Consider the following 24,574-nt stretch of genomic DNA (forward strand, 5'->3'; position numbering starts at 1 on the left):
GCATAGCCTTTTGGGGGATTGATGGATCTTTGGACCGCCTTTCAGGCATTGATTCTTGGGGTTGTAGAAGGGCTGACCGAGTTTTTGCCCATTTCCAGTACCGGCCACCAGATCATCGTGGCCGACATGCTCGGCTTCGGGGGCGAGCGGGCGATGGCGTTCAACATCATTATCCAGTTGGGTGCCATCCTGGCGGTGGTATGGGAGTTTCGACGCAAGATCTTCGACGTGGTCATCGGCCTGCCGACCCAGCCGGGCGCTCGGCGGTTTACCGCGAACCTGTTGATCGCGTTCTTTCCGGCCGTGGTGTTGGGTGTGATGTTCGCCGACCTGATCCACGAGTACCTGTTCAATCCGATCACCGTGGCTGCGGCGCTGGTCGTGGGCGGGGTCGTCATGTTGTGGGCCGAGCGCCGTCAGCATGAAGTCCACGCCGAAACGGTGGATGACATGACCTGGAAAGATGCCCTGAAAGTCGGTTTCGCCCAATGCCTGGCCATGATTCCGGGCACTTCGCGTTCGGGCTCGACGATCATCGGCGGGTTACTGTTCGGCCTGTCGCGCAAGACTGCTACCGAGTTTTCGTTCTTCCTGGCGATGCCGACCATGGTCGGCGCAGCGGTGTACTCGGGTTACAAATACCGTGACCTGTTTGTCCCGTCTGACTTCCCGGTGTTCGCGATCGGTTTCGTCACGGCGTTCGTCTTCGCGATGATCGCGGTCCGCGGGCTGCTCAAGTTCATCGCCAACCACAGCTATGCGGCGTTTGCCTGGTATCGCATTGTGTTCGGCCTGATCATCCTGGCGACCTGGCAATTCGGCTGGGTCGACTGGAGCGCGGTCAAGCCGTGAGTGACTCAAGCTCGCGCAATAACCCCGGGCGCCAGCCCGGGGGACAGATCCGCCAGCCACGACTGAAGTGGCTGGTGTTTGCAATCCTGTGCGCGTTGCCGCTGTCGGGTTCGGTGTCGTCATGGCTGCACGGGGTGTCGCTGATTCCCCTGGCGGCCTACGGCATCGTCAGCGTGGTGACGTTTTTTCTGTACTGGAGCGACAAGCGCAAAGCCCGCGCCGAGCAATGGCGTACGCCGGAGAATGTCCTGCATGCGCTGGAACTCGCCGGTGGCTGGCCCGGCGCCTTGCTGGCCCAGCAAGCGTTTCGGCACAAAACCCGCAAGGTCTCGTACCAGTTGGTGTTCTGGATCATCGTGCTACTGCATCAGGTGTTCTGGATCGACTACCTGTTCCTCGGCGCGCACTTGTTCGTCTTGTTCTGATAAACAAGGCTCTATAGCAACAGGCCGACTTGAGTGCGCTTTGGCAGTTTACTCACTACCAACTGGTGCGAACGCTGCAGCAAACCCTGTAGTTCTTCGCTGCCGAGCGGGTAGGGCGTTTCCATGATGATCCACTGGGCGCGCGCCAGATAAGGCGCCGGATGAATTCCCGGGCGGTCGCAATGACCGAGAAACAGATCCTTGTCGACCTTGAAGGCCAGGGAGTCACCCCGCAGGCCCTGCAAGGCGAACATCTTGTTCCCGGCAATCGAAAATACCCGCACGCCTCCCCATTTATAGTCTTCCCGTGCTCCGGGCAGGCTAAGGCAGAATTTCGCGACATCCTCTTCGCTCATCCGTCCGGCTTTCATAACAAGCGTTCCCCACAGGCATTGAATGACTCGACCAGATGGTCGATCCAGGCGCGTACCGCCGGCATGACCCCGCGTCGATGAGGATAGACCGCTTGCAGCCAGCCACCGGGCAACGACCAGTCGGGCAACAACTGCACCAGTGAACCGCTTTCCAGTTCCTGCTCGCAATACATCATGGGCAGCATGGTAAAGCCCAGGCCGGAGAGGGTGCTGGCCTTGCGCACGATAAAGTCATCGATGCCCAGCCGGGCCTCGAGCGCCAATTCACAACTTTTGCCTTTTTCATCCAGCAGGCGGATGTGCACCATGCGGTCGGCTTCCAGGGCGCCGAGCACCGGCAGGCTTTTCAGATCCTCGGGATGGTTGATCTCACGGCCAACGAGGAAGCCGGGACTGGCGACCATCAGCATCTGCGCCTGGCGCAGGCGGCGGGTGACCAGCAGCGGGTCTTCGTCGCCCAGTTCCCGTACGCGCAGGGCCACGTCAATGCCCTCGTTCACCAGGTCGACCCGCCGGTTGAGCAACATCACCTCCAGCTGGACTTGCGGAAAGCGTTCCAGAAAGTCGCTGATCACCTCCGGCAATATTTCATGGGCCAGCCCGACGGGGCAGGACACCCGTAAACGCCCGCGGGGCTCGCTGGACATACTGGCCACGGCCTCGTCGGCCATTTCCGCCTCCAGCAGCATCGCCTGGCAGTGCCGGAGGTAGCGCTCACCGACGGCAGTCAGCTTCAGTTGTCGGGTGGTGCGTTGCAGCAGCCGTGCGCCAAGGCGCTCTTCCAGCTCGGCGATGCGCCGTGACAATCGGGACTTGGGGATGCCCAGCAAACGCCCGGCTGCCGCGAATCCCCCGGCTTCCACGACTTTGGCGAAGTAATACAGGTCGTTGAGGTCTTGCATGATGTAAATCCGATTGTTCTATCTGTGGGACGAACTATCGCATTGTTACCGTCTAATCAGCTATTGGTTTCGTGTGTAGGATTAGTCCCATCAGATCGCCCTTGTGGGCGATCCTCACTTGGAGATCCCACATGAAACTGCTGCATATCGATTCGAGCATCCTGGGCGACAACTCGGCTTCCCGTCAGTTGAGCGGTGAAGTCGTCAAAGCCTGGCAAGCCGCCGAGCCAACCGCCGTGGTGACCTACCGCGACCTGGCCGCCGACGCCATCAGCCACTTCTCCGCCACCACCCTGGTCGCCGCCGGCACCACCGCTGAACTGCGCAACGCCGCACAACAGCACGAAGCCGAACTGAGCGCCTCGACCCTGGCCGAGTTCCTGGCTGCCGATGCCGTGGTGATTGCCGCACCGATGTACAACTTCACCATCCCGACTCAACTGAAGGCCTGGATCGACCGCATCGCGGTGGCCGGTCAGACCTTCCGTTACACCGAAGCCGGCCCTGAAGGCCTGTGCGGTGGCAAGAAAGTCGTGATCGTTTCGACCTCCGGTGGCATGCACGCCGGTCAGGCAACCGGTGTTGCCCACGAAGAGTACTTGAAGGTGCTGTTCGGTTTCATCGGCATCACCGACATCGAAATCGTCCGCGCCGAAGGCCTGGCTTACGGTGACGACGTTCGCAACAAGGCCATGAGCGCTGCCCACGCACAAATCAGTGAGCAGTTGTTCGCCGCAGCGTAAGGCTTGCGTAGAAGTAGGCACCGTTCAGGTAATGCCCCAAAAAACTCTGTAGTCTGGTTACGCAAGTACCAGCTACGGAGTTTTTTGTTTCTGGTCGTTTCAAATTGTGGCCTGACTTATGCAGTCAGGGTTCGCGTCACAAGTCCGGTAACAAGGTGGGGCATCCGATGATGCGTCTTTGTGCAACTTTACTGATTTGCCTGCTCAGCAGCCTGAATACAGTGCACGCCGCGCCTGCACCGCATCCTCACTGGAGCGTCGGCTTCCATGAGATGACTTTTCTCGACCCGCTGGACTTGCAGCCGATGCGCGCCATCGCCTTCTATCCTTCCAGTGATCGGGAGCACACCAGCAAGCTCGAGGGTTACACCGTCGAAGCCGGGGAGGACACCAAGGTCGCCATCGGCCGGTTCCCGATGCTGATGCTGTCCCACGGAAACACCGGTACCCCGCTGGCCCTGCACGACCTTGCCACGTCGCTGGCGCGCAAAGGCTTTGTCGTGGTGGCGGTGATTCACCCCGGTGACAACTCCAAAGACCACAGCCGACTCGGTACTTTGAGTAACCTGTACGGCCGGCCGATCCAGATTTCCGAAGCCATTACCGCGACCTTGGGCGACCGTATGCTGTCGCCGTTCGTCAATGCCGACCAGGTGGGGGTCATCGGTTACTCGGCCGGTGGCGAGACCGCATTGATTCTGTCCGGCGCGACCCCGGACCTGGATCGCCTGCGCCGTTACTGCCAGGAGCGCCCGGATGACCACGATGCCTGCAACACCCAGGGCGAATTGATTGTCGACCGCGACGACCTGCAACCGGTGGCCGATCCTCGCGTCCACGCCTTGATGCTGATGGCGCCGTTGAGCCTGAAGTTCGGTCGCCACACCCTGGCCGACGTGCATGTGCCGGTGCTGCTTTACAGCGGCGATGGCGACAAACTGGTGGCTGTCGACAAGAACGCCGCGGCACTGGCGCGCAAACTGCCGACGGCGCCTGACTTCAAGCTGCTGGCCGGGGCAGGGCACTTCGTGTTCATGGCGCCGTGCAATGACGAGCAGATCGTGATCATGCCCGCGCTGTGCACCGATGCCGATGGCGTCGACCGACAAGACATTCACCGCAATCTGATCTCTGAAGCCGGAAGATTCTTCTCGCGCACCCTGGGCAGGGCGACCCGGGCCGGGATGCAGACGGCTGATCAGTAATGCGCCAGATATCCTGTGGGAGCGGGCTTGCTCGCGAAGACGGTGGATCAGCCGGCAATGATGCTGTCTGACACGCCCTCTTCGCGAGCAAGCCCGCTCCCACAGGTTTAAGCCGTCGCGCGGCGCTTGAGTAGCAACGTCAGCCCCAATCCCGTCACCGACAACAATGCCGCACTGAAAAAAATCCACGCATAACCCAGGTTCAACGCCACTGCGCCCATCAACGGGCCGGCAATGGCCAGTGCCAGGTCGAAAAACACCGCATAAGCACTCAGGCCCGCGCCCCGGCTGGAGTTGGGCACCTGTTTGATAGCCTCGACACCCAGCGCCGGGTACACCAGGGACAGGCCGAATCCGGTCAGGCCGGCGCCAATGAGCGCGTACCCGGTCGACGGTGCCAGCCACAGCAGCACCAGGCCAACCGTCTCAATGCACATGCAGGCAATGGCCGAGGTGAACCCGCCGAAACGGCTGATGGCGGAAATGAACAGCAGCCGCGACAAAATGAAACACACGCCAAACACGGTCAGGCAGTAGGCCGCGCCGGTCCAGCCACGATTGACGTAATACAGGGTGATAAAGGTCGTCAGGGTGCCGTAGCCAATGGACGCCAGGCTCAGGCTCGCGCCAAACGGCGCAATGCGCCCGAACACCGCCCAGAATGGCAAACGTTCACCGCGCACCACCGGCACCGAAGGCTTGTTGCGAATCAGCACCAGTGCAGCCAGGGCCAGCAGCGACAGGGCAATGCCCAGGCTGGCGAAACCCAGTTGTTGCACCATGACTACACCCAGCGGCGCACCAATGGCAATCGCCCCATAGGACGCGATGCCGTTCCAGGAAATCGACCGCGCGGTATGCTCGGCGCCGACCTGGCCCATGCACCAACTGATGGTGCCGACGCCGATCAACCCTTGGGCGATCCCCAGCAACAGGCGCCCGGCGATCAGGATCAGCAGGCTGAGCAAGGGAAGGCCTTGCAACAGGGTCGACAGCAAGGTCAGCACGCCGCTGAGCACAATCCCGGACAAGCCATAGATAATTGCGCGCTTGGTGCCAACGCTGTCCGACATCCGCCCGGCCATGGGCCGGCTGAGCAGGTGGCGAGGTATTGCGAGCCGATGGTCAGCCCGGCCACGATGGCGCTGAACCCGAGCTGTTCGTGGACATAACCCGGCAATACCGCAATCGGCAAACCGATGCAGAGGAAGGCAATAAAGGTATAGAAAACGATGGAGACGATCTGCAGGGTGATCGCCATGGAGCTTTGCGGAGGCACTTGCTGCACAGACATGAGGGCTCGTTCGCGGGCGGCGGTGGGAGAACTGCATCATGGCGCGGCGTTGGGATAAAAGAAAGCAGGCTAACTACTTTTGCCGTGACATTATCGCTGTTCCTCATGGCCTCATCGCGAGCAAGCTCGCTCCCACATTTGGAATGCGTTCCCCCTGTGGGAGCGGGCTTGCTCGCGAAGGATTCGGCACCCAAGAAAATCCCACCCATGAAACGCAAAAAGCCCCGTCACATGGACAGGGCTTTTCACTTGAAGCTTGCAGCTAAAGGCTTGTAGCTGCCCTTAGAACACCACACCCTGGCTGCGCAGGTAGTCGTCGTAGGTGCCGCTGAAGTCGGTCACGCCGTTAGGGCTCAACTCGATGATGCGGGTGGCCAGGGACGATACGAACTCACGGTCGTGGCTGACGAAGATCAGCGTGCCCGGGTAGTTTTCCAGCGCCAGGTTCAGCGCTTCGATCGATTCCATGTCCAGGTGGTTGGTCGGTTCGTCCATCACCAGTACGTTCGGCTTTTGCAGGATCAGCTTGCCGAACAGCATGCGGCCTTGCTCACCACCGGAGATGACCTTGACCGACTTGAGGATCTCGTCGTTGGAGAACAGCATGCGGCCCAGGGTGCCACGGATGATCTGCTCGCCCTGAGTCCACTGGCCCATCCAGTCGAACAGGCTGACGTCGTCTTCGAAGTCATGGGCGTGGTCCTGGGCGTAGTAGCCCAGCTCCGCGCTTTCGGTCCACTTCACGGAACCGGCGTCCGGGGTCAGTTCGCTCATCAGTGTGCGCAGCAGGGTGGTCTTGCCGATACCGTTCGGGCCGATGATCGCCACGCGCTCGCCGGCTTCGACGGTGAAGCTGAAGTTCTTGAACAGGGTCTTGCCGTCGAAGCCCTTTGACATCTGCTCGATGGTCACGGCCTGGCGGTGCAGTTTCTTGGTCTGTTCGAAGCGGATGAACGGGCTCACGCGGCTCGATGGCTTGACTTCGGCCAGCTGGATCTTGTCGATCTGCTTGGCGCGGGAAGTGGCCTGCTTGGCTTTCGAGGCGTTGGCCGAGAAGCGGCTGACGAACGTTTGCAGTTCGGAGATCTGGGCTTTCTTCTTGGCGTTGTCCGACAGCAATTGCTCACGGGACTGGGTAGCCGCCGTCATGTACTCGTCGTAGTTGCCCGGGAACAGACGCAGTTCGCCGTAGTCCAGGTCAGCCATGTGCGTGCACACGCTGTTGAGGAAGTGACGGTCGTGGGAAATGATGATCATGGTGCTGTTACGCGCCTTGAGAATCGTTTCCAGCCAGCGAATGGTGTTGATGTCCAGGTGGTTGGTCGGTTCGTCGAGCAACAGCACTTCAGGATCGGAGAACAGCGCCTGGGCCAGCAATACCCGCAGTTTCCAGCCTGGAGCAACTTCGGACATCGGGCCGAAATGCTGTTCCAGGGGAATACCCAGGCCCAGCAACAGTTCGCCGGCGCGGGATTCAGCGGTGTAGCCGTCCATTTCGGCGAATTCGGTTTCCAGCTCGGCCACGGCCATGCCGTCTGCTTCGCTCATTTCCGGCAGCGAATAGATGCGGTCGCGCTCGGCCTTGACCTTCCACAGCTCTTCGTGACCCATGATCACGGTGTCGATCACGGTGAATTCTTCGTAGGCGAACTGATCCTGGCGCAATTTACCCAGGCGCACGTTCGGTTCCAGCATGACCTGGCCGCCGGACGGCTCGAGGTCGTTACCGAGAATCTTCATGAAGGTCGACTTGCCGCAACCGTTGGCGCCGATCAGACCGTAACGGTTGCCACCGTTGAACTTGACCGAAACGTTTTCGAAGAGCGGCTTGGCGCCGAACTGCATCGTGATGTTAGCTGTAGAAATCAAAGGTTTTTCCTGCGAAGCATTCAGAGTAGCTAGGGTTGCGGCAGTACCGGTTCAGTACCCGTTCCATTGCTCGGTCCCGGGACATTCATCCCGATCAGCAGTGGAAGATCCATCTGGCATTTAAGTGGACAGCAGCATGTGGCGCGCTTGGCCCGAGTCAACGTGCGCTGAAAGGGGAATTTCCCGCTCTCAACCTGGGGGCGCGTAAAGTTTGGCGGCGATTGTACTGGTCTGGCTCTTTAAACGATAGGGCGATGAGGCCTCTGCTACGCTTTGGCGGTTTTTGCGGACACATTTTCACAGTTACAGGTTAACTATTGGTTACAAACTGTGGCTAAAATGCCATCTAACAGCTGAACGGCGACCATCGGCGTGGCTCGATGGCTCCAAGGGGCAGCTGTTTCGTATTCAGCCGCTGCACAAGACCCGTGAGGGCGCAGTTTGTATACTTCCGACTTGTGACGATTTCCGTGAAACTGATCATAGCCGTTATCTACATTGTCTCTATTGCGTACGTCCACCTGCGTGGCCGAGTGCGCCACAAGCTGGGCCGCCAGTTGAGTGATCACTCGACGTTCCTGGCGCCGATCAACTGCTTTCTTTATCTGTTTTCGAAAATCCCCAACAAACCGTATCTCGATCCGGCTGATTTTCCCGACCTGAGCCCGCTGCAGGCGCATTGGGAAGAAATTCGTGCCGAAGGCCAGAACTTGCTTCACGCCGGCGAGATCAAGCGTTCGAACCAATACGATGACGTCGGTTTCAACTCGTTTTTCAAGACCGGCTGGAAGCGCTTCTATCTCAAGTGGTATGGCGATAGCCACCCGTCGGCCATGAAGCTCTGCCCGCGCACCACCGAACTGGTACAAGGCATTGGCTCGATCAAGGCGGCGATGTTCGCCGAATTGCCACCGGGCTCCAGACTGGTGCGCCACCGCGACCCGTATGCCGGTTCGTACCGCTATCACCTCGGACTGGACACACCCAACGCTGACGGTTGCTACATCAATGTTGATGGCCAGAACTACCATTGGCGCGATGGCGAAGCGGTGATGTTCGATGAGACCTACATTCATTACGCAGAGAACACCACGCCGCACAATCGCATCATTTTGTTCTGCGATGTCGAGCGGCCGATGAAGTATCGGTGGGCAGCGGCATTCAATCGCTGGTTCAGTCGTAATGTCATGTCGGCGGCCGGTGCACCGAACGAGGACGGAGACCGGATCGGCGGGCTCAATCGATTGTTCAGCAAGGTCTACAAGGTTCGCCTGCGCGCCAAGGAACTGAAAAAGCGCAACCGCAAGCTTTACTACCTCCAAAAGTGGTCGATCTTTGCCGGGTTGCTGGCGGTCTTCATTCTGATCTGAGAGGTGTGTTCGCGCTGACGACGTGATCGCGGACGCCATCGTACCTGTGGGAGCGGGCTTGGTCCGGGCGGCGTTCCGACGATGAGGCCGGAACATCCAGCCTGTTACATCTTGCCGGGGAGGTTTTTGTTAACAAAACCGAACCCCGGGCGTAGCGTGGTATCGAAGCCCTTATCCACGCGGACGCAGAGAGGCACCCCATGAACCGATACGTGTTTGGCGCCATTGTGCTGGCCTTGAGTGGCGTACTGGGTCCCTTGGTCCAGGCCGACGTGTGTGTTTCGTTGCAGTTGGCCCAGAACCTGCCGGGCAGCACCAGCAGCAACCCATACAACAGCCCGATTCGGCGGGCTAATCCCAACAGCATGCAAGGTACTCAACCCAGTGCCCCGGCCATACGCGGGCCGAATACTGTGCCGGTCCCGCGCCCGCCGACGCTGGACAACGGTGGCATCGGTAATCGCTACCCCGACCGGACAGCGCCTGCCGGCCCACCAAAATTCATTCCCAATCCTCCCCCACGAGACACCGGCACCAGCAACCGTTGAGTGGCAAGCATGGCGTCTGGCCGCTATTTTTCAGCAGATCTCACTTTCATCGGAAAAGGAATCCTGCATGTTGCGTAAGAACTTATTGGCAACCTTCTGTGCCAGCGTATTGATCAGCGCCACTGTCCCGGTGCTTGCCGCGCCCATCCGGACGATGAAAAGCGAAGAAGGCACCCTTGAGGTCACCCCCATCGTGACGGGACTGGAGCACCCTTGGGCCCTTGCATTTTTGCCGGATCGTAAAGACATGCTGGTGACCGAACGGCCGGGCAACCTGCGGCTGGTGACCGCCGACGGCAAGCTGTCGGCACCGCTCAATGGCGTACCCAAGGTCTGGGTCAAGGGGCAGGGCGGTTTGCTGGATGTAGCGCTGTCGCCCGATTTCAAGCAGGACCGGATGGTCTATCTGTCTTATGCCGAGGGTGACGCTCAGGGCGACAAGGCCGGCACGGCGGTGGGCCGCGGTCGGCTCTCCGACGATATGACGGCGCTCAAGGATTTCCAGGTGATCCTGCGTCAGGAACCCAAACTCTCGGTTGGCAATCATTTCGGCTCGCGGCTGGTGTTCGATCGCGACGGCTATCTGTTCGTGACCCTGGGGGAAAACAACGACCGCCCGACCGCCCAGGATCTCGACAAGCTGCAAGGCAAAGTGGTGCGCATCTACCCGGATGGCACTGTACCCAAGGACAACCCCTTTGTCGGCCAGGCCAACGTGCGCCCGGAGATCTGGTCCTACGGGCAGCGCAATCCGCAAGGCGCGGCGCTCAACCCGTGGAACGGCACGCTGTGGGAAAACGAACACGGCCCCCTGGGCGGCGATGAAGTCAACATCATCGAGCGCGGCAAGAATTACGGCTGGCCGCTGGCGACCCATGGCATCAACTACTCCGGTCAACCGATTCCCGAAGCCAAGGGTGAGACCGCCGAAGGCACCGTCGCCCCGAACCACGTCTGGGAAAAGTCCCCGGGTCTGAGTGGCATGGCGTTCTACGATGCCGATCGTTTCAAGGCCTGGCAGCGCAACGTGTTTATCGGCGCGCTGGTCAGCCAGGAACTGATCCGCCTGGAGTTCGAAGGCGACAAGGTGATCCATGAGGAGCGCATGCTCGGGGAGTTGAAAAAACGCATTCGCGATGTACGGCAGGGGCCGGATGGTTACTTGTATGTTTTGACCGATGAGGAGAACGGCGGGTTGTACAAGGTGGGCTTGAAGTAACCAACCGTTGGCGAGTTCTGCAGCCGCGAAAGTAAGTGGCTGCAGAACGGGTATTGAGTTTCAGGGAATCTGTTTTTTCAGTCCCGCACAGTGTAGGAGCGAGCCTGCTCGCGATTGCAATTTCAACCTCACTACAGGAGGTCGGTCAGATCTGCCGAGTCGCGGCAACTGGTCTCTTTCGATCCTGAAACCCGCGAACCACCAGATACAACAATGGCCCAATCGAAACAAACACTGCGGTGATCAGTAGATAAGGCAGCACCGAAAGCGCCGACTGCCCGCGCTTTCGTGCATCCTGGTACATCCAGAACCCCGCCAGCGTCGCCAGCAGGTAAAGATCGATCACCACCTGCGCAGTATCCGGGCGTGACATCAGGCTGATGCCGAAGTCGATCAGCGATTGTTCGGCCTGGAGCATCACCGAAACCGTGTAGCCGGCAAAAGCGATCAAGGCGATAAGGGGCAGGGCGATGGCCTTCATGTTTTCCTTCCGTGGGCAATGAATAGATTCAGTAGCCTATAGCGACCACCGCAAACTTGCCATTGACTTGCCATCAACGCCCGGCTAATTTCCAGCCATGACTTCCACTGTATTGCGCTGCCAGCCAAGCATTATTACCGCCATTCCTCATTTGGCGGACTAGCTCACGACTGCAGCACCCAACCCGCCCTCGAGGCGGGTTTTTACTTTCTGTCTCCCGGGCCCCGAACAATGTCAGGAGACGACCATGAGTTTTACCGCTGATCAACAGGCCCTGCTGGAACGCTACGTCAAAAAAATCCTCGCTGCGCCGGTGTATGAACTGGCCGTGCGCACGCCGTTGCAACCGGCACCGGCCTTGTCCGAAGCCTTGGGCAACCAGATCCTGCTCAAGCGCGAAGACCTGCAACCGACCTTTTCCTTCAAGATCCGCGGCGCCTACAACAAACTGGTGCAACTGAGCGAAGCGCAAAAGGCTCGCGGCGTGGTCACCGCCTCTGCCGGCAATCATGCGCAGGGCGTGGCACTGGCGGCGCGGGAGTTGGGGATCAACGCCACCATCGTCATGCCCTGCACGACGCCGCAACTGAAGGTCATCGGGGTGCGCAGTTGTGGTGCCGATGCGGTGTTGCACGGCGAAAGCTTTCCGTTTGCACTGGCCTATGCGCTGGAACTGGCCGGGGAAACTGGCTGCACCTTTGTATCGCCCTTCGACGACCCGCAGGTGATCGCGGGGCAAGGCACGGTGGCCATGGAAATCCTGCGCCAGCATCAAGGGCCGCTGGAGGCGATCTTCGTGCCGGTGGGCGGCGGGGGGCTGATCGCGGGTATCGCCGCCTACGTCAAATACTTGCGGCCGGAAGTTCGCATCATTGGCGTCGAGTCGGAACATTCCGCGTGCCTGCAAGCGGCGATGCATGCCAGCGAACGGGTCGTGCTGCCGAGCGTCGGCACCTTCGCCGATGGGGTGGCGGTGGCGCAGATCGGCGCTTACGGTTTTGAGGTCTGCCGGTTCTGCGTTGATGACGTGGTGACGGTCAGCAACGATGAGCTTTGCGCCGCAATCAAGAATATCTACGACGATACCCGCTCGATCACCGAACCTTCCGGTGCGCTGGCCGTGGCCGGGATCAAGAAATACGTCGCGCAGACCGGTGCCTTGGGGCAGACACTGGTAGCGATCGACTCGGGTGCCAATATCAACTTCGACAGCCTGGGGTACGTGGCCGAGCGCGCCGCGTTGAGTGGCGCCCCGGCATGACGCTTGGGCCGGTCTACAGCGGACGCCGCAAGCGGGTGCCGCAAGCAGGCGCCGCGAGGGTCCGCCGGATGGCCGGATTATTCCTGAACGGCTTTCTCGACCTTGGTCGACGCCGACCAGATTCGGTAGCGCACTTCGATGTCCTTGGGCACGTACAGCACGAGCGGCAACTTGCTGTTGTAACGCAGCAGGAAGCCGTCACCGACCACCGGTACAAAACCCTGTTTGCTGGTGCCGCCCGGGCAGGCCATCAGCGTGCTCATCGGGCCAATGACTTTTTCCAGGCGGTAGAACGGATAGCCCCAACCCTCGAGGTTCTTCTCCTCGAGAATGCCGCCCAGTCGCGGGTTATTGCAGTCGACGGTCATCGTCTTGCCGGCCAGGATCTCGACCTGGAAGTCGTTTTCCCGGGTCTGTGGCGCGAGGTGGATCACTTGGCGGGTAAACCCGCTTTCGGCCTTCGGATAGGGTGCGGTGTCTTCGAGTTTGGCGGCGTGCGCCACGCCGGCAAGCCCCAGTGCGACTAGCGCTGTGCAAGCGTTAACGGTCAACGAATTCATGATGCCTCCTTGCTTGAAGTGAAGGGCGGCATTTTCACTGTCGTGTGCAGTGAATGCAAACCCGGGATGCCCAGTGTGCAAATTGCAGGGTCGCCAGGGTCTATAATTGCAAACGGCATGAGAGGCTTTACAGGTAACCCGTCTGAACCCTTGAATTGCCGATGAACTGCACCGCGAAATTCAGGGTATGTTTTATGCTGTAGCTGTCCTTGAAGCTTGCCGGGATTTCAAATGAGCGAGCATTGATCGTCAAGCAGTCTTACAAAGGAGGGAGTCGCCATGTTTCTTTCTGCCTTGGAAATTCGCAATATCATCGAAAGCAGTTTTCTGCCCAAGCGCTGCCAGTGCACGTTGTCACCGGATCTGTCGATGACCGTCAAAATCTATGCAGACGGGCAAACCGATCAGCTCGATCTTTTGGTCACCGGTATCGATGCCTCCGGGCTCAATGGTTGTCGGGAAATCAACGAGTTGATTGCCCAACTGCGTACCAGACAGCATCACGTCGAGGTCGAGCCGCACTCCATGCTGGGCAAAGCGCTCTAGCTTGCCGTTTCGAGTTCCACGGACACGCGCCGGGTCTGGAAGAACGCCAGACCCAGCGCCAGTTCAAACCCTACTGCCAGCAAAATGCCTGGACCGACGTGACCGTTGAGCCATTCGGCAAAACCCAGCACGGCCAATCCCCAACAGCCGACGACGAAGCCTAGGCTCAGCGCATTGCGGGTTGCACAAGGGGGTTCGTTGCGAACCAGATAAGAGATCACGCTCAACGCCCCAAACAGCACGGCGGTGCGTCGCGCGACCAATCCCACCGTGAATGAAAACTCGATGTCCCAGAACGACAATAACCATTGCGGTGTCAGGCCCCAGACCAGGCTGAGCAAAAGACATAAGGCGGCGGTAAACGTCGACAGCGTGCGAAACGACAACTGCATGGCGAATCCTTGCGGCAGAGAGGGAGGCGCTAGAGCATAGCGCCGCAACCCTCAAAGGAATACCGCCAAGTGCCAAATCAGACTTTCCGGTCAGCCCTGGTTCTCGCAAGCGTCGGAAAGTTTACGGTAGGAAATTTCTGCGGGTTTTCCCGTGTCATCGATGTACTTCATCTCGGCCTTCACCACTTTGCACTCCAGGGTGTCCGGCTCGGTCAGTGAAATCACTTTGCTGACATGCAATGGCATGCCGTAGTGATAGGGCACGGCTTGGGAGGTCGTGGTGTCATTGGCCTGAGCCAGGCCGGCAAATGCGGTGCAGGCGAGGGCGGTGGTAACCAGCAGGGTGCGAGTGTTCATCAGCGATCTCCGGTGCGGACGGAATGTCAGTTCGATGTGTCGCTTGTCGAACTTGCCGCACTGGGCGTCAGAACAGTCTGAGGGCGTGCGGTCCAGTGAAGTGTTGGACCGCACGGTTAAACGAGGGTTAACCCGGCTGAACACCGCTTGTCGCGGATGCGCGATCCTGTGTATCAGTTAAGACCATCGGGCGCCTGATGGAAAGTCATCGCGAACAAGGGTGGACACAAATGCTGTGAACGACCCGCAACCCTGTGGGAGCGAGCTTGCTCGCGATGAGGCCCTCGAATTCAGCGCAATTCCAGTTGCTGCCGATAAGGCAAATCCGGCCCGGTCTTGCTGCACGTCAATGCCGCCGCCTGCACCGCGAACTTCAGCATGCGGTCGATCTGCTCGCGGCCAAGTTGCTTCACGCCTTCTACCGAGTCCAGTTGCTGTTCGGTCAACCAGGTAATCAGCGCCGCCTGAAAGGTATCGCCCGCGCCAACGGTGTCGGCGATTTTTACCCCACAGGCAGGAGTCGACCACGAACCGTGAGTTCGGCTGAACACGCTCGCGCCTTCGCCACCCCGGGTAAGGAACACCAGCTGACAGCGGTGCTGCAACCAGCCTTCGATCACCTGCGCCGGGTCCTGGCCGGGGTACAGCAGATGCAGGTCCTCGTCGCTGACCTTGATCAGGTCGGCCAGCTCCACCAGCGTCGCGATCCGCGCGCGCCAGAGCTCAATGTCCGGCTCTGGATTCAGGCGCACGTTCGGGTCGAGGCTGATCAGGCGCTTGCCGCTTTCCCGGCGCACCAATGCCAATAGCGTGTCGGCAATCGGCTGCACCACCAGGGAAAACGAGCCGATATGCAGGCCGCGTACCTCAGGCCCGAGTGCCGGCAGGTGCTCCGGTTGCAATTGTCGATCCGCGCAGCCTTCGCCACGGAAGCTGTACTGCGGCGAGCCATTAGCCCCGACCGCGACCATCGCCAGGGTGGTCGGAGCGGCAAAATCCAGCAGGTAGTCCTGGCACACGCCTTCATCTTGCAGTACCTGCAGCAGGCGCCGGCCCAGATAGTCGGTGGACAACCCGGCCAACAGCGCCGCGTCCACGCCCAACCGGCGCAAGCCCACCGCCACGTTGAACGGCGAGCCACCGGCAATGGCCTTGAAATTCACTTTGGACGCCAGACCGCTGGCGTCGTCTTCACTGAAAAAATCGAACAGCGCTTCGCCACACACCAGGTACATAGTTGTTCACTCTTTAATTAGGGTCACGACTTGCTGTTGATAGCGTTCATACGCCTGCTGACACGCTTGTACATTGTCGGCGACCGGCTGGGTTTCACTGGCCGGGTCGAGTTTCACGTAGCGCTCGCACAAGTCCGCCAGGCTGTGTTCGTGCCCGTTCGCCCGGGATACGCACCATGCCGCCTGAATCGCCGCACCGAGGGCCGCGGCCTCGCTTTGTTCGGTGCAGATCACGGGCGTGTTCATGATGTCGGCGACGATCTGCCGCCACACCGCGCTTTTCGAACCACCGCCGATCAGCCGAATGCTGCGGCTTTGTAAGCCATTGCGGCGTAGCAGGTCCAGTCCGTAACGCAAACCGAACGTCGTGCCTTCGACCACCGCGCGGCACAGGTTGGCCCGGGTCAGGTTGGTCATGGTCAGCCCCGACAGGCTGGCGTTGGCATGGGGCAGGGCGGGCACACGCTCACCGTTGAAGAACGGCAGCATGCAAACGCCTTCGGCACCGATCGGCGCCTGGGCAACGAGCTCATTGAACTGATCGATGTCGAGGTCCAGCAGGTCACGAATCAGGCCGGTGACATTGGTCAGGTTCATGGTGCAGATCAAAGGCAGCCAGCCGCCGCTCGAAGAACAGAAGGTGGCAACCGCGGAATCCACGGCGACGTTCGGCTGATCGGCATAGGCGTACACAGTGCCCGACGAACCGAGGCTCATGGTGATCGCCCCGGGCTGGATGTTGCCGGTGCCAATGGCGCCCATCATGTTGTCGCCACCGCCACTGGAGACCAGGGCCTTCGGGTTGATGCCCAGATGTTCGGCAATGCCCGGGAGAATGCTGCCGACCGCCTGGTGGGCATCGATCAACTCCGGCAGGGCGGCTTGCAGGCGTCCGCTGGGGTCGATGTCACGCAACAATTGCAAATCCCACTGGCGCGTACGCACATTGAAATACCCGGTGCCCGATGCATCGCCGTATTCGCTGCAACTGCGACCGGTGAGCCAATGGTTGAGGTAATCGTGGGGCAGCAAGATGCGGGCGATGCGGGAAAACACCTCGGGATGCTGCTCTTTGGTCCATAACAGTTTGGACAGGGTGTAGCCCGGCGCGATGACCACGCCGAGGCGTTCCAGCGATCCTTTTTCGCCACCCAGGTGGGCCAGCAGTCGGTCATTCTCAGGGGTGGTTTCGGTATCGCACCAGAGTTTGGCCGCACGCAACACCTTGCCCTGATCGTCAAGCAGCACCAGGCCGTGTTGCTGGCCGGACACGCCAATGCCGAGAATCGACTGGCCATCGACTTTGGCCGCGAGCAATGCGCGGCGGGTGGCAGTGGCGAAGGCTTCCAGCCACTGCTGGGTGTCCTGTTCGCGGCGGCCATTGGGGCCGCTGATCATCGTGTGGCTGGCTGCGCCCTGGCCAAGCACTTCACCGCTGGCCGCGTCGAGGATGATGGCTTTGGTGCCCTGGGTGCCGCAGTCGATGCCGAGGAAGAGTTGTCGGGTTGTCATGCAAGATCCTTGGTCGTCAGCTCGATACAAGTCTGGATTCAGTATCCCTGGTGCCTGTCCGGCCGTCTTCGCGAGCAAGCCCGCTCCCACACTGAAGCGCTGTCGAACACTACTGTGGGAGCGGGCTTGCTCGCGAAGACGGACTCAGACTCACCACCACATTTATGCCAGCACCCGCTCCAACGTCCGCGACACCCCAACCTCGCGCAAACTGTTGCAGCACCACTCAAACGCCGCGACAAACTCCGGCGAGCGCGCAATGGCCGTACCAAAAATCTCCTCGACCGCCAGCAAGCGCTGGGTAATCAGCACATCATCGGCCACCAGTGCCTGGCAGAACGCTGCCCGCGGATCTGCAATCGAGTAGGTCTCGCCTTGCTCATCCACGCCTTTGAGGTACAGCGCCCACGCCGCCACCACCAACGCTGCGCGCTTGGTCTCGCGGCCATCGGCGATCAGGCGGTTGATGGTCGGCACTGTGAATTTCGGAAACTTCGACGAACCGTCCGAACACACCCGTTCAAGCTGATCGGCAATCGCCTGATTGGAGAAACGCGCCACCAGGGTGTTCTTGTATTCGGTCAGGTCGATTCCCGGCACCGCCGGCAGCTGCGGCGTCACATCCAGGTCCATGTAGGCGCGCATGTAGCGCACGAACAGTGGGTCGTTCATGGCCTCGTGGACGAAGTGGTAACCCTTCAGAAACCCCAGGTAGGTCAGCGCCAGATGACTGCCGTTGAGCAGCTTGATCTTCATTTCTTCATAGGGCGTGACGTCGTCGGTGAATTGCACGCCGACCTTTTCCCAGGCCGGGCGACCGTTGACGAACCGGTCTTCCAGCACCCATTGCGCGAAAGGTTCGCAGACCACCGGCCAGGCATCGTCCAGGCCATGTTGGTCCGCCAGTTGCAAACGGTGCCGGGTGCTGGTCATCGGCGTGATGCGGTCGACCATGGCGTTGGGGAAACTGACGTTGGCGTCGATCCAGTCGTGCAATTGGCTGTCGTGCAAGGCGGCGAAGGCCAGCAGGGCCTTGCGGGTGACGGCGCCGTTGTGCGGCAGGTTATCGCAGGACATCAGGGTGAAGGCCGTTGTGCCAGCGGCGCGGCGCCTGGCCAGTGCGGCACAGAGGAAGCCGAACACGGTTTTCGGCGCATCCGGGTGCGCCAGGTCATGCTGGATCTGCGGCAGGTGCGCCATGAACTCACCGGTGCTGTCGTCGATGCAGTACCCGCCTTCGGTGATGGTCAGCGAGACGATGCGGATCTCGGGGCTGGCCAGTTTGTCGATCAACGCCTGGGCACCGTCCTCGGCCAGCAGCATGTCGCGGATGGCGCCGATCACCCGCACTTCGGTGTCGTCGCTATCGCCGAGTTCGAACAGGGTGAACAGATAATCCTGATCCTTGAGATCGTCACGGGCGCGGCGGTCTTCAGCGCGCAGGCCGACACCGCAGATGGCCCAGTCCAGGCCTTCGCCGGTATTCATCAAGGCGTCGGTGTAGTACGCCTGATGGGCACGGTGGAAACCGCCGACCCCGATATGCGCGATGCCTTGGCGGGTCTCGCTCAGGGCGTAGGCGGGCAGGACCACTTCAGGGGCGAGGCGGCTGAGGTTTTGTTTATTGAGTTTCATCGCAAGCTCTCTGAAATCAGGCAGCAACGCGCAGCGGGCGGGTCAACGCCACGCCGTCGGCATCGAATAAATGGCAGTGTTGCGCATCCAGATGCAGGCTCAGGGTTTCACCGTAGCGGCTGGCCAGATCGCCGCGAACACGCATGGTCAGGGCCTCGCCGGATGCCGCCAGGACGTGGCAGAAGGTGTCGCTGCCCAGGCGTTCGCTGACATCGGCGGTGACCTGCAAGGTGCAATCGCCGGGTTTGGCCAGTTCCAGGTGTTCCGGACGAATGCCCAGCGTCACCGCACTGCCGACGCTCAGATGCCTGCCGCTCAAGGGCAGGTTGATGCGGGTTCCGGCGTCCAGTTGCACTTCGCAGCCCTGGCTGTCGACGCGGGTGACCTTGCCCTTGAGGAAGCCCATTTTCGGCGTGCCAAGGAAACCGGCGACGAACAGGTTGGCCGGCTGGTGATAGAGATCCAGTGGCGAGCCGACTTGCTCGATCTTGCCGCCATTGAGTACGACCACTTTGTCGGCCATGGTCATCGCTTCGACCTGATCGTGAGTCACGTAGATCATCGTGGCCTGCAGTTCCTTGTGCAGGCGCAACAGTTCCAGGCGCATCTGCACCCGCAGGGCAGCGTCGAGGTTGGACAACGGTTCGTCGAACAGGAAGATTTTCGGGTTGCGCACGATGGCCCGGCCAATCGCCACGCGCTGGCGCTGGCCGCCGGACAGTTGCTTGGGTTTGCGCTCCAGCATCGGCCCCAGTTCAAGGATGCGCGCCGCTTCGCCGACCTTTTTCTCCACTTCGGCTTTCGCCACGCCGGCCAGGTCGAGGGCGAACGACATGTTCTTGCGCACGCTCATGTGCGGGTACAGGGCGTAGGTCTGGAACACCATCGCCAGGTCGCGCTTGGCGGGGCTGACTTCGGTGATGTCGCGGCCATCGAGCTCGATGGTGCCGCCGCTGACTTCCTCCAGCCCGGCGATCAGCCGCAGCAGCGTGGATTTACCGCAGCCCGACGGGCCGACGAAGACCACGAACTCCTTGTCATTCACTTCAAGGTCGATGCCCTTGATGATGGAAAAGCCTTCGAAGCCTTTTTGCAGATTCTTGATTTTCAGGTTGGCCATGATGATGGGCCTCCGTTTATTTTTCTGTAGGAGCGAGCTTGCTCGCGATAAATTTGTAGGCGGAGCGTTCTTCCTGTCTGCACGCGTTATCGTTCACGTCCATCGCGAGCAAGCTCGCTCCTACAGGGATTCATTTGACGGCGCCGAACGACAGGCCGCGTACCAGTTGTTTCTGGCTGATCCAGCCGAAGATCAGGATCGGCGCACAGGCCAGGGTCGAGACGGCCGACAACTTGGCCCAGAACAGCCCTTCGGGGCTTGAGTACGAAGCGATCAATGCGGTCAGCGGTGCGGCTTTCGATGAGGTCAGGTTCAGCGACCAGAAGGCCTCGTTCCAGCACAGGATCAGCGACAGCAGCACCGTGGACGCCAGGCCGCCCTTGGCGATGGGCAGCAACACCCGGAGCATTTCCTGCGCCAGCGTTGCACCGTCCAGTCGCGCCGCTTCGAGGATGTCCTTGGGGATGTCCTTGAAGTAGGTGTAAATCATCCAGACCACGATCGGCAGGTTGATCAGCGTGTAGATCACGATCAGCGCGATCCGCGTGTCGAGCAGGCCGAAACTCTTGGCCAGCAGGTAGATCGGCATCAGCACGCCCACCGGCGGCAGCATCTTGGTCGAGAGCATCCACAGCAGCGTGCCTCTGGTGCGCTGGGTTTCGTAGAACGCCATGGAGTAGGCCGCCGGCACCGCGATCAGCAGGCACAGGGCCGTGGCGCTGAAGGAAATCACCACCGAGTTCCAGGCAAAACTGAAATAGTCGCTGCGCTCGTTGATGTGCAGGTAGTTCGCAAGCGTCGGCATGAAGATGAACTGCGGCGGCGTGGCGAAGGCATCGATCTCGGTCTTGAAACTGGTCAGCACCATCCAGAAGATCGGGAAGAAAATCACGATCGTGATGGCCCAGGCCAACGTACCGAGCAGCAGGCTTTGCAGGCGACGGGATTGTTGAAGAGTCATGGCAGGCCTCAGGCTTTGTCGGTCAGGTTTTTGCCGATCATCCGTATCAGGATGATCGCGGCGATGTTGGCGATGACCACGGCAATCAGGCCGCCCGCCGAGGCCATGCCGACGTCGAACTGCACCAGCGCCTGGTTGTAGATCAGGTAGGCGAGGTTGGTCGAGGCGTAGCCGGGGCCGCCGTTGGTAGTGGTGAAGATTTCGGCGAACACCGAGAGCAGGAAGATGGTTTCGATCATCACCACCACCGCAATCGGCCGTGCCAGGTGTGGCAGGGTCAGGTGCCAGAAGATCGCGATGGGCCCGGCACCATCGAGGCGCGCGGCTTCTTTCTGTTCCTGGTCGAGGGACTGCATGGCGGTCATCAGGATCAGGATCGCGAAGGGCAGCCATTGCCACGAGACAATGATGATGATCGACAGCAGCGGGTAGTGCGCCAGCCAGTCCACCGGTTGCGCGCCGAACAGCTTCCAGACGTAGGCGAGAATCCCCGAGACCGGATGGAAAATCAGGTTCTTCCAGATCAGCGCGCCCACCGTGGGCATGATGAAAAACGGCGAGATCAGCAGCACCCGCACGATGCCGCGACCGAAAAACTCACTGGCCTCAAGCAACGCACTGATCAACACGCCGAGCACCACACTGATCAGCAGCACGCTGCCCACCAGCAACAGCGTGTTGGTGGCGCCGGGCAGGAAGCCCGAGTCGGTGAGGAAGTAAGTGAAGTTCTCCAGGCCGACGAACTCGTTCTCGCCGGGGTTGAGCAAGTTGTAGCGAATCGTCGAGAAGTAGACGGTCATACCCAGCGGTACGATCATCCACAACAGCAGCAATACCACCGAAGGGCTGACCAGGAACCAGCCGGGATTGGCTGAGCGACTTTTGCGCTGGGGTTGGACAATGTCCATGTGAGCTTTGGCAGTTGATGTATTCATGGTGATCAGAACCGATTAATTACAGGCATATGAAGATCAACTGTGGGAGCGGCGGTGCGGCGATCCGACTTGCTCGCGAATAGGCCAGTACATCCGACACAACTTTTGCGACTGGAATACCGCTTTCGCGAGCAAGCCCGCTCCCACATTGGATACGGGCTTACTTGGGATAACCCGCGCGCTTCATCTCGCGCTCGGTGGTTTGCTGGGCCGCTGCCAACGCCTGGTCGACCGTGGTCTGGCCGATCAGCGCTGCCGAGAAGGATTTGCCGACCTGGGTACCAATGCCCTGGAACTCGGGAATGGTCACCAACTGGATGCCGATGTACGGCACAGGCCTGGCGCCCGGCTTGCTCGGGTCCGCGGCCTTGAGCGATTCCAGCGTGACTCTGGCGAACGGCGCGGCGCTCAAGTACGCCTCGCTATAGGTCGAGGCCCGGGTGCCCGGCGGCACGTTGGCGATGCCGTCCTTTTCCGCAACCAGTGCGCCGTATTCTTTGGACGTGGCCCAGGCGCTGAAGGTTTTCGCCGCGTCCTTGGCCTTGGAGCTGGTCGGAATGGCCAGCGCCCAGGAGTACAACCAGGCCGAGCCCTTGTCAGTGACCTGATGTGGCGCAAAGGTGAAGCCGACGTGATCGGTGACCTTGCTTTGAGACTTGTCGGTGACGAAAGAGCCGGCAACGCTGGCGTCGACCCAGATCGCGCATTTGCCGCTGTTGAACAACGCCAGGTTTTCATTGAAACCGTTGCTCGACGCACCCGGCGGGCCGGATTTCTTCATGGTGTCGACATAGAAGTTCAGCGCGTTTTTCCATTCGGGACCGTTGAATTCCGGCTGCCACTTTTCATCGAACCAGCGCGCGCCATAGGCGTTGGCCACAGTGCTGATCAGCGCGATGTTCTCGCCCCAGCCAGCCTTGCCCCGCAGGCAGATGCCGTACTGTTCCTGCTCGGGTTTGTTCAGTTTTGCGGCGAATTCACCGATCTGTTCCCAGGTCGGGCGCTCGGGCATGGTCAGGCCGGCGTCCTTGAACAGGTCGGTGCGGTAATAGGTGATGGAGCTTTCGGCGTAGAACGGCAGGGCGTACAGCGAGCCTTTGACCGACAGGCCTTCACGCACCGACGGGAACACGTCGTCGAGGGCATAGCTTGAAGGCAAATTATTCATCGGCTCCAGCCAACCCTTGGCGCCCCAGAGTGCGGCTTCGTACATGCCAATGGTCAGCACATCGAACTGCCCGCCCTGGGTGGCGATGTCAGTGGTCAGGCGCTGGCGCAGGACGTTTTCTTCGAGGACCACCCAATTGAGCTTGATGTCCGGATGCTCGGCCTCGAAGGTTTTCGAGAGCTTTTGCATGCGGATCATGTCGCTGTTGTTGACGGTGGCGATGGTCAGGGTCTGTGCGCCAAGGCTGACGCTGCTTAGGGTCATGCAGGTGAGGGCAAGCAGAGCTTTTACCGAAGGTTGCATCGTGCACTCCTTTTCTGCACCCGGCGGGATACAGAAGGACAGTTATTGTTTTTGTGTCTTCCTGCGGAGGGAAGAATCTGTGCTGATTACATCCTTCAATGGCAGGCGAGACAAATCATCCGTCGCACCTTTATCGATACTTTTTTGCACTGAAGTTTTGGGGGGTAGACGCAGGGAAGGGCATTTCAGCGAAGGAGGGGTATTGAATCCGTACAGGTTTGAGGGGGTAACGCTGTACCTGTGGGAGCGGGCTTGCTCGCGAAGGCGGTGTGTCAGTTTGCAAAATATCGTCTGACACGACGCCTTCGCGAGCAAGCCCGCTCCCACAGGGATTTGAGGTGTGTCTTCAGCCGAGGTTTTGCTCGGTCAACCGCTGCACCACCAGCCGCCGGTAATGCGAAGGCGTCATGCCCTTGAGCTGCTGGAAGCGCCGGTTGAAGTTGGAAATATTGTTGAAGCCCGATTCGAAGCAAACATCGGTCACCGACTTGTCGCCATCGGCCAGCAACTCGCAGGACTTGCTGATGCGCAGGCGATTGACGAACTCGACGAAATTGCGCCCGGTGGCCTGCTTGAATACGCGGCTGAAATAAGTCGGTTTCATGCCCAGGTGCTCGGCGACTTCCTCCAGCGTCAAGTCCCGGGCGTAATGGGCGAAAATGTAATCCACCGCGCGGTTGGTGCGGTCGATGTTGTGTTCGTCGGCCAGTTGCGGGGTCGTGGCACCGGATAGCAATTGGTAGTCGTCGGTGGCCGCGAGCAATTCCAGCAGAATGAAAAAGTGCCCGAGCCGGGTGATGCCGGTGGTATCGGCAATGCGCTGCATCAAGTCCATGGCCTTGCCGATGGTGTGCTTGCAGCGAAACTCGATGCCGTACTGCGCGCGCTCGAGCAGCGGTGCCAGGGCCTTGAGTTCGGCGAACACCGGATAGCCGCTGTCGAACAACTCGTCGGTGAAGTTGACCAGCATGTCGCGCTTGGGCACCACCTCATCCTCGGCCACCTGGCTGATCCAGTTGTGGGGCAGGTTGGGGCCGGTGAGAAACAGTGTCTGGGGATAGAAGTTGCCGATGTAGTCGCCGATGAACACCTTGCCGGAACTGGCGACGATCAGGTGCAGCTCGTATTCCTTGTGGAAATGCCAGCGCACCAGCGGGCAGGGAAAACCGTGCTGGCGATAGATGATGGACAACCCGTTGCGGTCGTCCATCAGTTCATAGGAAGGATCGGTGACTCTGGCGGTGCGGGTCATGTCAGGGCGCTTTTGTAGTTATCCCGCCCGGATCATGCCTCTTGCCGGATCGATA

The 24,574-nt window shown here is 60.1% G+C and carries 24 protein-coding genes and 1 pseudogene; 9 read left to right on the forward strand and 16 right to left on the reverse strand.

Going from position 1 to position 24,574, the window contains the following annotated elements:
* Positions 1-21: 21 nt before the first annotated feature.
* Positions 22-852 carry an undecaprenyl-diphosphate phosphatase gene (locus AC3IT6_RS13835; protein WP_489356274.1) on the forward strand — a complete coding sequence of 277 codons (831 nt, stop codon included), beginning with the start codon at positions 22-24 and terminating at the stop codon, positions 850-852.
* Positions 849-1,277, forward strand: a complete 429-nt coding sequence (locus AC3IT6_RS13840; protein WP_489356276.1) for a DUF1294 domain-containing protein — start codon at positions 849-851, stop codon at positions 1,275-1,277. The genes AC3IT6_RS13835 and AC3IT6_RS13840 overlap by 4 nt, the downstream gene beginning before the upstream one ends.
* Before the next feature lie 11 nt (positions 1,278-1,288).
* Here the strand turns inward: AC3IT6_RS13840 and AC3IT6_RS13845 are convergent, their stop codons facing one another.
* Together AC3IT6_RS13845 and AC3IT6_RS13850 are read right to left on the reverse strand one after the other, a co-directional pair.
* Positions 1,289-1,648: an MmcQ/YjbR family DNA-binding protein gene (locus AC3IT6_RS13845; protein WP_150723763.1), complete on the reverse strand. Its 360-nt coding sequence runs from the start codon at positions 1,646-1,648 to the stop codon at positions 1,289-1,291.
* Positions 1,645-2,553: a LysR substrate-binding domain-containing protein gene (locus AC3IT6_RS13850; RefSeq protein WP_223444554.1), complete on the reverse strand. Its 909-nt coding sequence runs from the start codon at positions 2,551-2,553 to the stop codon at positions 1,645-1,647. Before AC3IT6_RS13850 ends, AC3IT6_RS13845 begins: the two co-directional genes overlap by 4 nt.
* A 131-nt stretch (positions 2,554-2,684) precedes the next feature.
* On the opposite strand from AC3IT6_RS13850, the gene AC3IT6_RS13855 reads away from it, so the two are divergent.
* Entirely contained in the window at positions 2,685-3,296 is a 612-nt protein-coding gene (locus AC3IT6_RS13855) for an FMN-dependent NADH-azoreductase (RefSeq protein ID WP_008053706.1), read from the forward strand.
* Positions 3,297-3,463: 167 nt separating this feature from the next.
* Entirely contained in the window at positions 3,464-4,501 is a 1,038-nt protein-coding gene (locus AC3IT6_RS13860; protein ID WP_489356279.1) for an alpha/beta hydrolase family protein, read from the forward strand.
* 107 nt (positions 4,502-4,608) lie between these two features.
* Here the strand turns inward: AC3IT6_RS13860 and AC3IT6_RS13865 are convergent.
* Together AC3IT6_RS13865 and AC3IT6_RS13870 are read right to left on the reverse strand one after the other, a co-directional pair.
* Positions 4,609-5,795, reverse strand: a pseudogene (locus AC3IT6_RS13865) (MFS transporter).
* A gap of 282 nt (positions 5,796-6,077) precedes the next feature.
* Positions 6,078-7,664 carry an ABC-F family ATPase gene (locus AC3IT6_RS13870; RefSeq protein WP_223444549.1) on the reverse strand — a complete coding sequence of 529 codons (1,587 nt, stop codon included), beginning with the start codon at positions 7,662-7,664 and terminating at the stop codon, positions 6,078-6,080.
* 470 nt (positions 7,665-8,134) lie between these two features.
* On the opposite strand from AC3IT6_RS13870, the gene lpxO reads away from it, so the two are divergent.
* From lpxO to AC3IT6_RS13885, 3 genes are all read left to right on the forward strand, one after another.
* Positions 8,135-9,034, forward strand: a complete 900-nt coding sequence (gene lpxO / locus AC3IT6_RS13875; RefSeq protein WP_458369902.1) for a lipid A hydroxylase LpxO — start codon at positions 8,135-8,137, stop codon at positions 9,032-9,034.
* 200 nt (positions 9,035-9,234) lie between these two features.
* Complete coding sequence (locus AC3IT6_RS13880) at positions 9,235-9,582, forward strand: hypothetical protein (protein WP_223444546.1); 348 nt, start codon at positions 9,235-9,237, stop codon at positions 9,580-9,582.
* Between the two features lie 67 nt (positions 9,583-9,649).
* Positions 9,650-10,801, forward strand: a complete 1,152-nt coding sequence (locus AC3IT6_RS13885) for a PQQ-dependent sugar dehydrogenase (RefSeq protein WP_150753594.1) — start codon at positions 9,650-9,652, stop codon at positions 10,799-10,801.
* 145 nt (positions 10,802-10,946) lie between these two features.
* Here AC3IT6_RS13885 and AC3IT6_RS13890 read toward each other — a convergent pair whose 3' ends face one another.
* The gene (locus tag AC3IT6_RS13890; protein ID WP_489356282.1) at positions 10,947-11,282 is read right to left on the reverse strand and encodes a DUF2834 domain-containing protein; all 336 of its coding nucleotides are present in this window, start codon (positions 11,280-11,282) and stop codon (positions 10,947-10,949) included.
* 247 nt (positions 11,283-11,529) lie between these two features.
* On the opposite strand from AC3IT6_RS13890, the gene ilvA reads away from it, so the two are divergent.
* A complete protein-coding gene (gene ilvA, locus AC3IT6_RS13895) occupies positions 11,530-12,543 on the forward strand; it encodes a threonine ammonia-lyase, biosynthetic (protein WP_489356284.1) in 1,014 nt (337 codons plus the stop codon).
* A 77-nt stretch (positions 12,544-12,620) separates the two neighbouring features.
* Here the strand turns inward: ilvA and eco are convergent, their stop codons facing one another.
* On the reverse strand, positions 12,621-13,103 hold the full coding sequence (eco, locus tag AC3IT6_RS13900) for a serine protease inhibitor ecotin (RefSeq protein ID WP_223444542.1): 483 nt from the start codon (positions 13,101-13,103) through the stop codon (positions 12,621-12,623).
* Between the two features lie 279 nt (positions 13,104-13,382).
* Between eco and AC3IT6_RS13905 the strand changes: the two genes are divergently transcribed.
* Positions 13,383-13,649 (forward strand): DUF1652 domain-containing protein, encoded by a 267-nt coding sequence (locus AC3IT6_RS13905; protein ID WP_223444540.1) that lies wholly within the window; start codon positions 13,383-13,385, stop codon positions 13,647-13,649.
* Here AC3IT6_RS13905 and AC3IT6_RS13910 read toward each other — a convergent pair.
* The 10 genes from AC3IT6_RS13910 to AC3IT6_RS13955 all read right to left on the reverse strand — a co-directional run bounded on the left by AC3IT6_RS13910 (position 13,646) and on the right by AC3IT6_RS13955 (position 24,519).
* Positions 13,646-14,041 carry a hypothetical protein gene (locus tag AC3IT6_RS13910; protein ID WP_223444538.1) on the reverse strand — a complete coding sequence of 132 codons (396 nt, stop codon included), beginning with the start codon at positions 14,039-14,041 and terminating at the stop codon, positions 13,646-13,648. The genes AC3IT6_RS13905 and AC3IT6_RS13910 overlap by 4 nt on opposite strands.
* Before the next feature lie 90 nt (positions 14,042-14,131).
* Positions 14,132-14,398 carry a DUF2790 domain-containing protein gene (locus AC3IT6_RS13915; RefSeq protein ID WP_150757079.1) on the reverse strand — a complete coding sequence of 89 codons (267 nt, stop codon included), beginning with the start codon at positions 14,396-14,398 and terminating at the stop codon, positions 14,132-14,134.
* A gap of 290 nt (positions 14,399-14,688) precedes the next feature.
* Positions 14,689-15,633, reverse strand: a complete 945-nt coding sequence (locus AC3IT6_RS13920; RefSeq protein WP_458369905.1) for a carbohydrate kinase family protein — start codon at positions 15,631-15,633, stop codon at positions 14,689-14,691.
* Between the two features lie 6 nt (positions 15,634-15,639).
* A complete protein-coding gene (gene xylB, locus AC3IT6_RS13925) occupies positions 15,640-17,145 on the reverse strand; it encodes a xylulokinase (protein ID WP_458369906.1) in 1,506 nt (501 codons plus the stop codon).
* Between the two features lie 162 nt (positions 17,146-17,307).
* Positions 17,308-18,780: a mannitol dehydrogenase family protein gene (locus AC3IT6_RS13930; RefSeq protein ID WP_489356288.1), complete on the reverse strand. Its 1,473-nt coding sequence runs from the start codon at positions 18,778-18,780 to the stop codon at positions 17,308-17,310.
* A gap of 16 nt (positions 18,781-18,796) precedes the next feature.
* Positions 18,797-19,900, reverse strand: coding sequence for an ABC transporter ATP-binding protein (locus AC3IT6_RS13935; protein ID WP_489356290.1), 1,104 nt, complete (start codon positions 19,898-19,900; stop codon positions 18,797-18,799).
* Positions 19,901-20,030: 130 nt separating this feature from the next.
* On the reverse strand, positions 20,031-20,861 hold the full coding sequence (locus tag AC3IT6_RS13940) for a carbohydrate ABC transporter permease (protein ID WP_489356292.1): 831 nt from the start codon (positions 20,859-20,861) through the stop codon (positions 20,031-20,033).
* Positions 20,862-20,869: 8 nt separating this feature from the next.
* The gene (locus AC3IT6_RS13945) at positions 20,870-21,769 is read right to left on the reverse strand and encodes a carbohydrate ABC transporter permease (protein WP_489356551.1); all 900 of its coding nucleotides are present in this window, start codon (positions 21,767-21,769) and stop codon (positions 20,870-20,872) included.
* Between the two features lie 187 nt (positions 21,770-21,956).
* The gene (locus AC3IT6_RS13950) at positions 21,957-23,267 is read right to left on the reverse strand and encodes an ABC transporter substrate-binding protein (protein WP_489356294.1); all 1,311 of its coding nucleotides are present in this window, start codon (positions 23,265-23,267) and stop codon (positions 21,957-21,959) included.
* Between the two features lie 346 nt (positions 23,268-23,613).
* The gene (locus AC3IT6_RS13955) at positions 23,614-24,519 is read right to left on the reverse strand and encodes an AraC family transcriptional regulator (protein ID WP_489356296.1); all 906 of its coding nucleotides are present in this window, start codon (positions 24,517-24,519) and stop codon (positions 23,614-23,616) included.
* Positions 24,520-24,574: the final 55 nt, after the last annotated feature.

The sequence above is a fragment of the Pseudomonas sp. KH_017 genome (assembly GCF_057840285.1).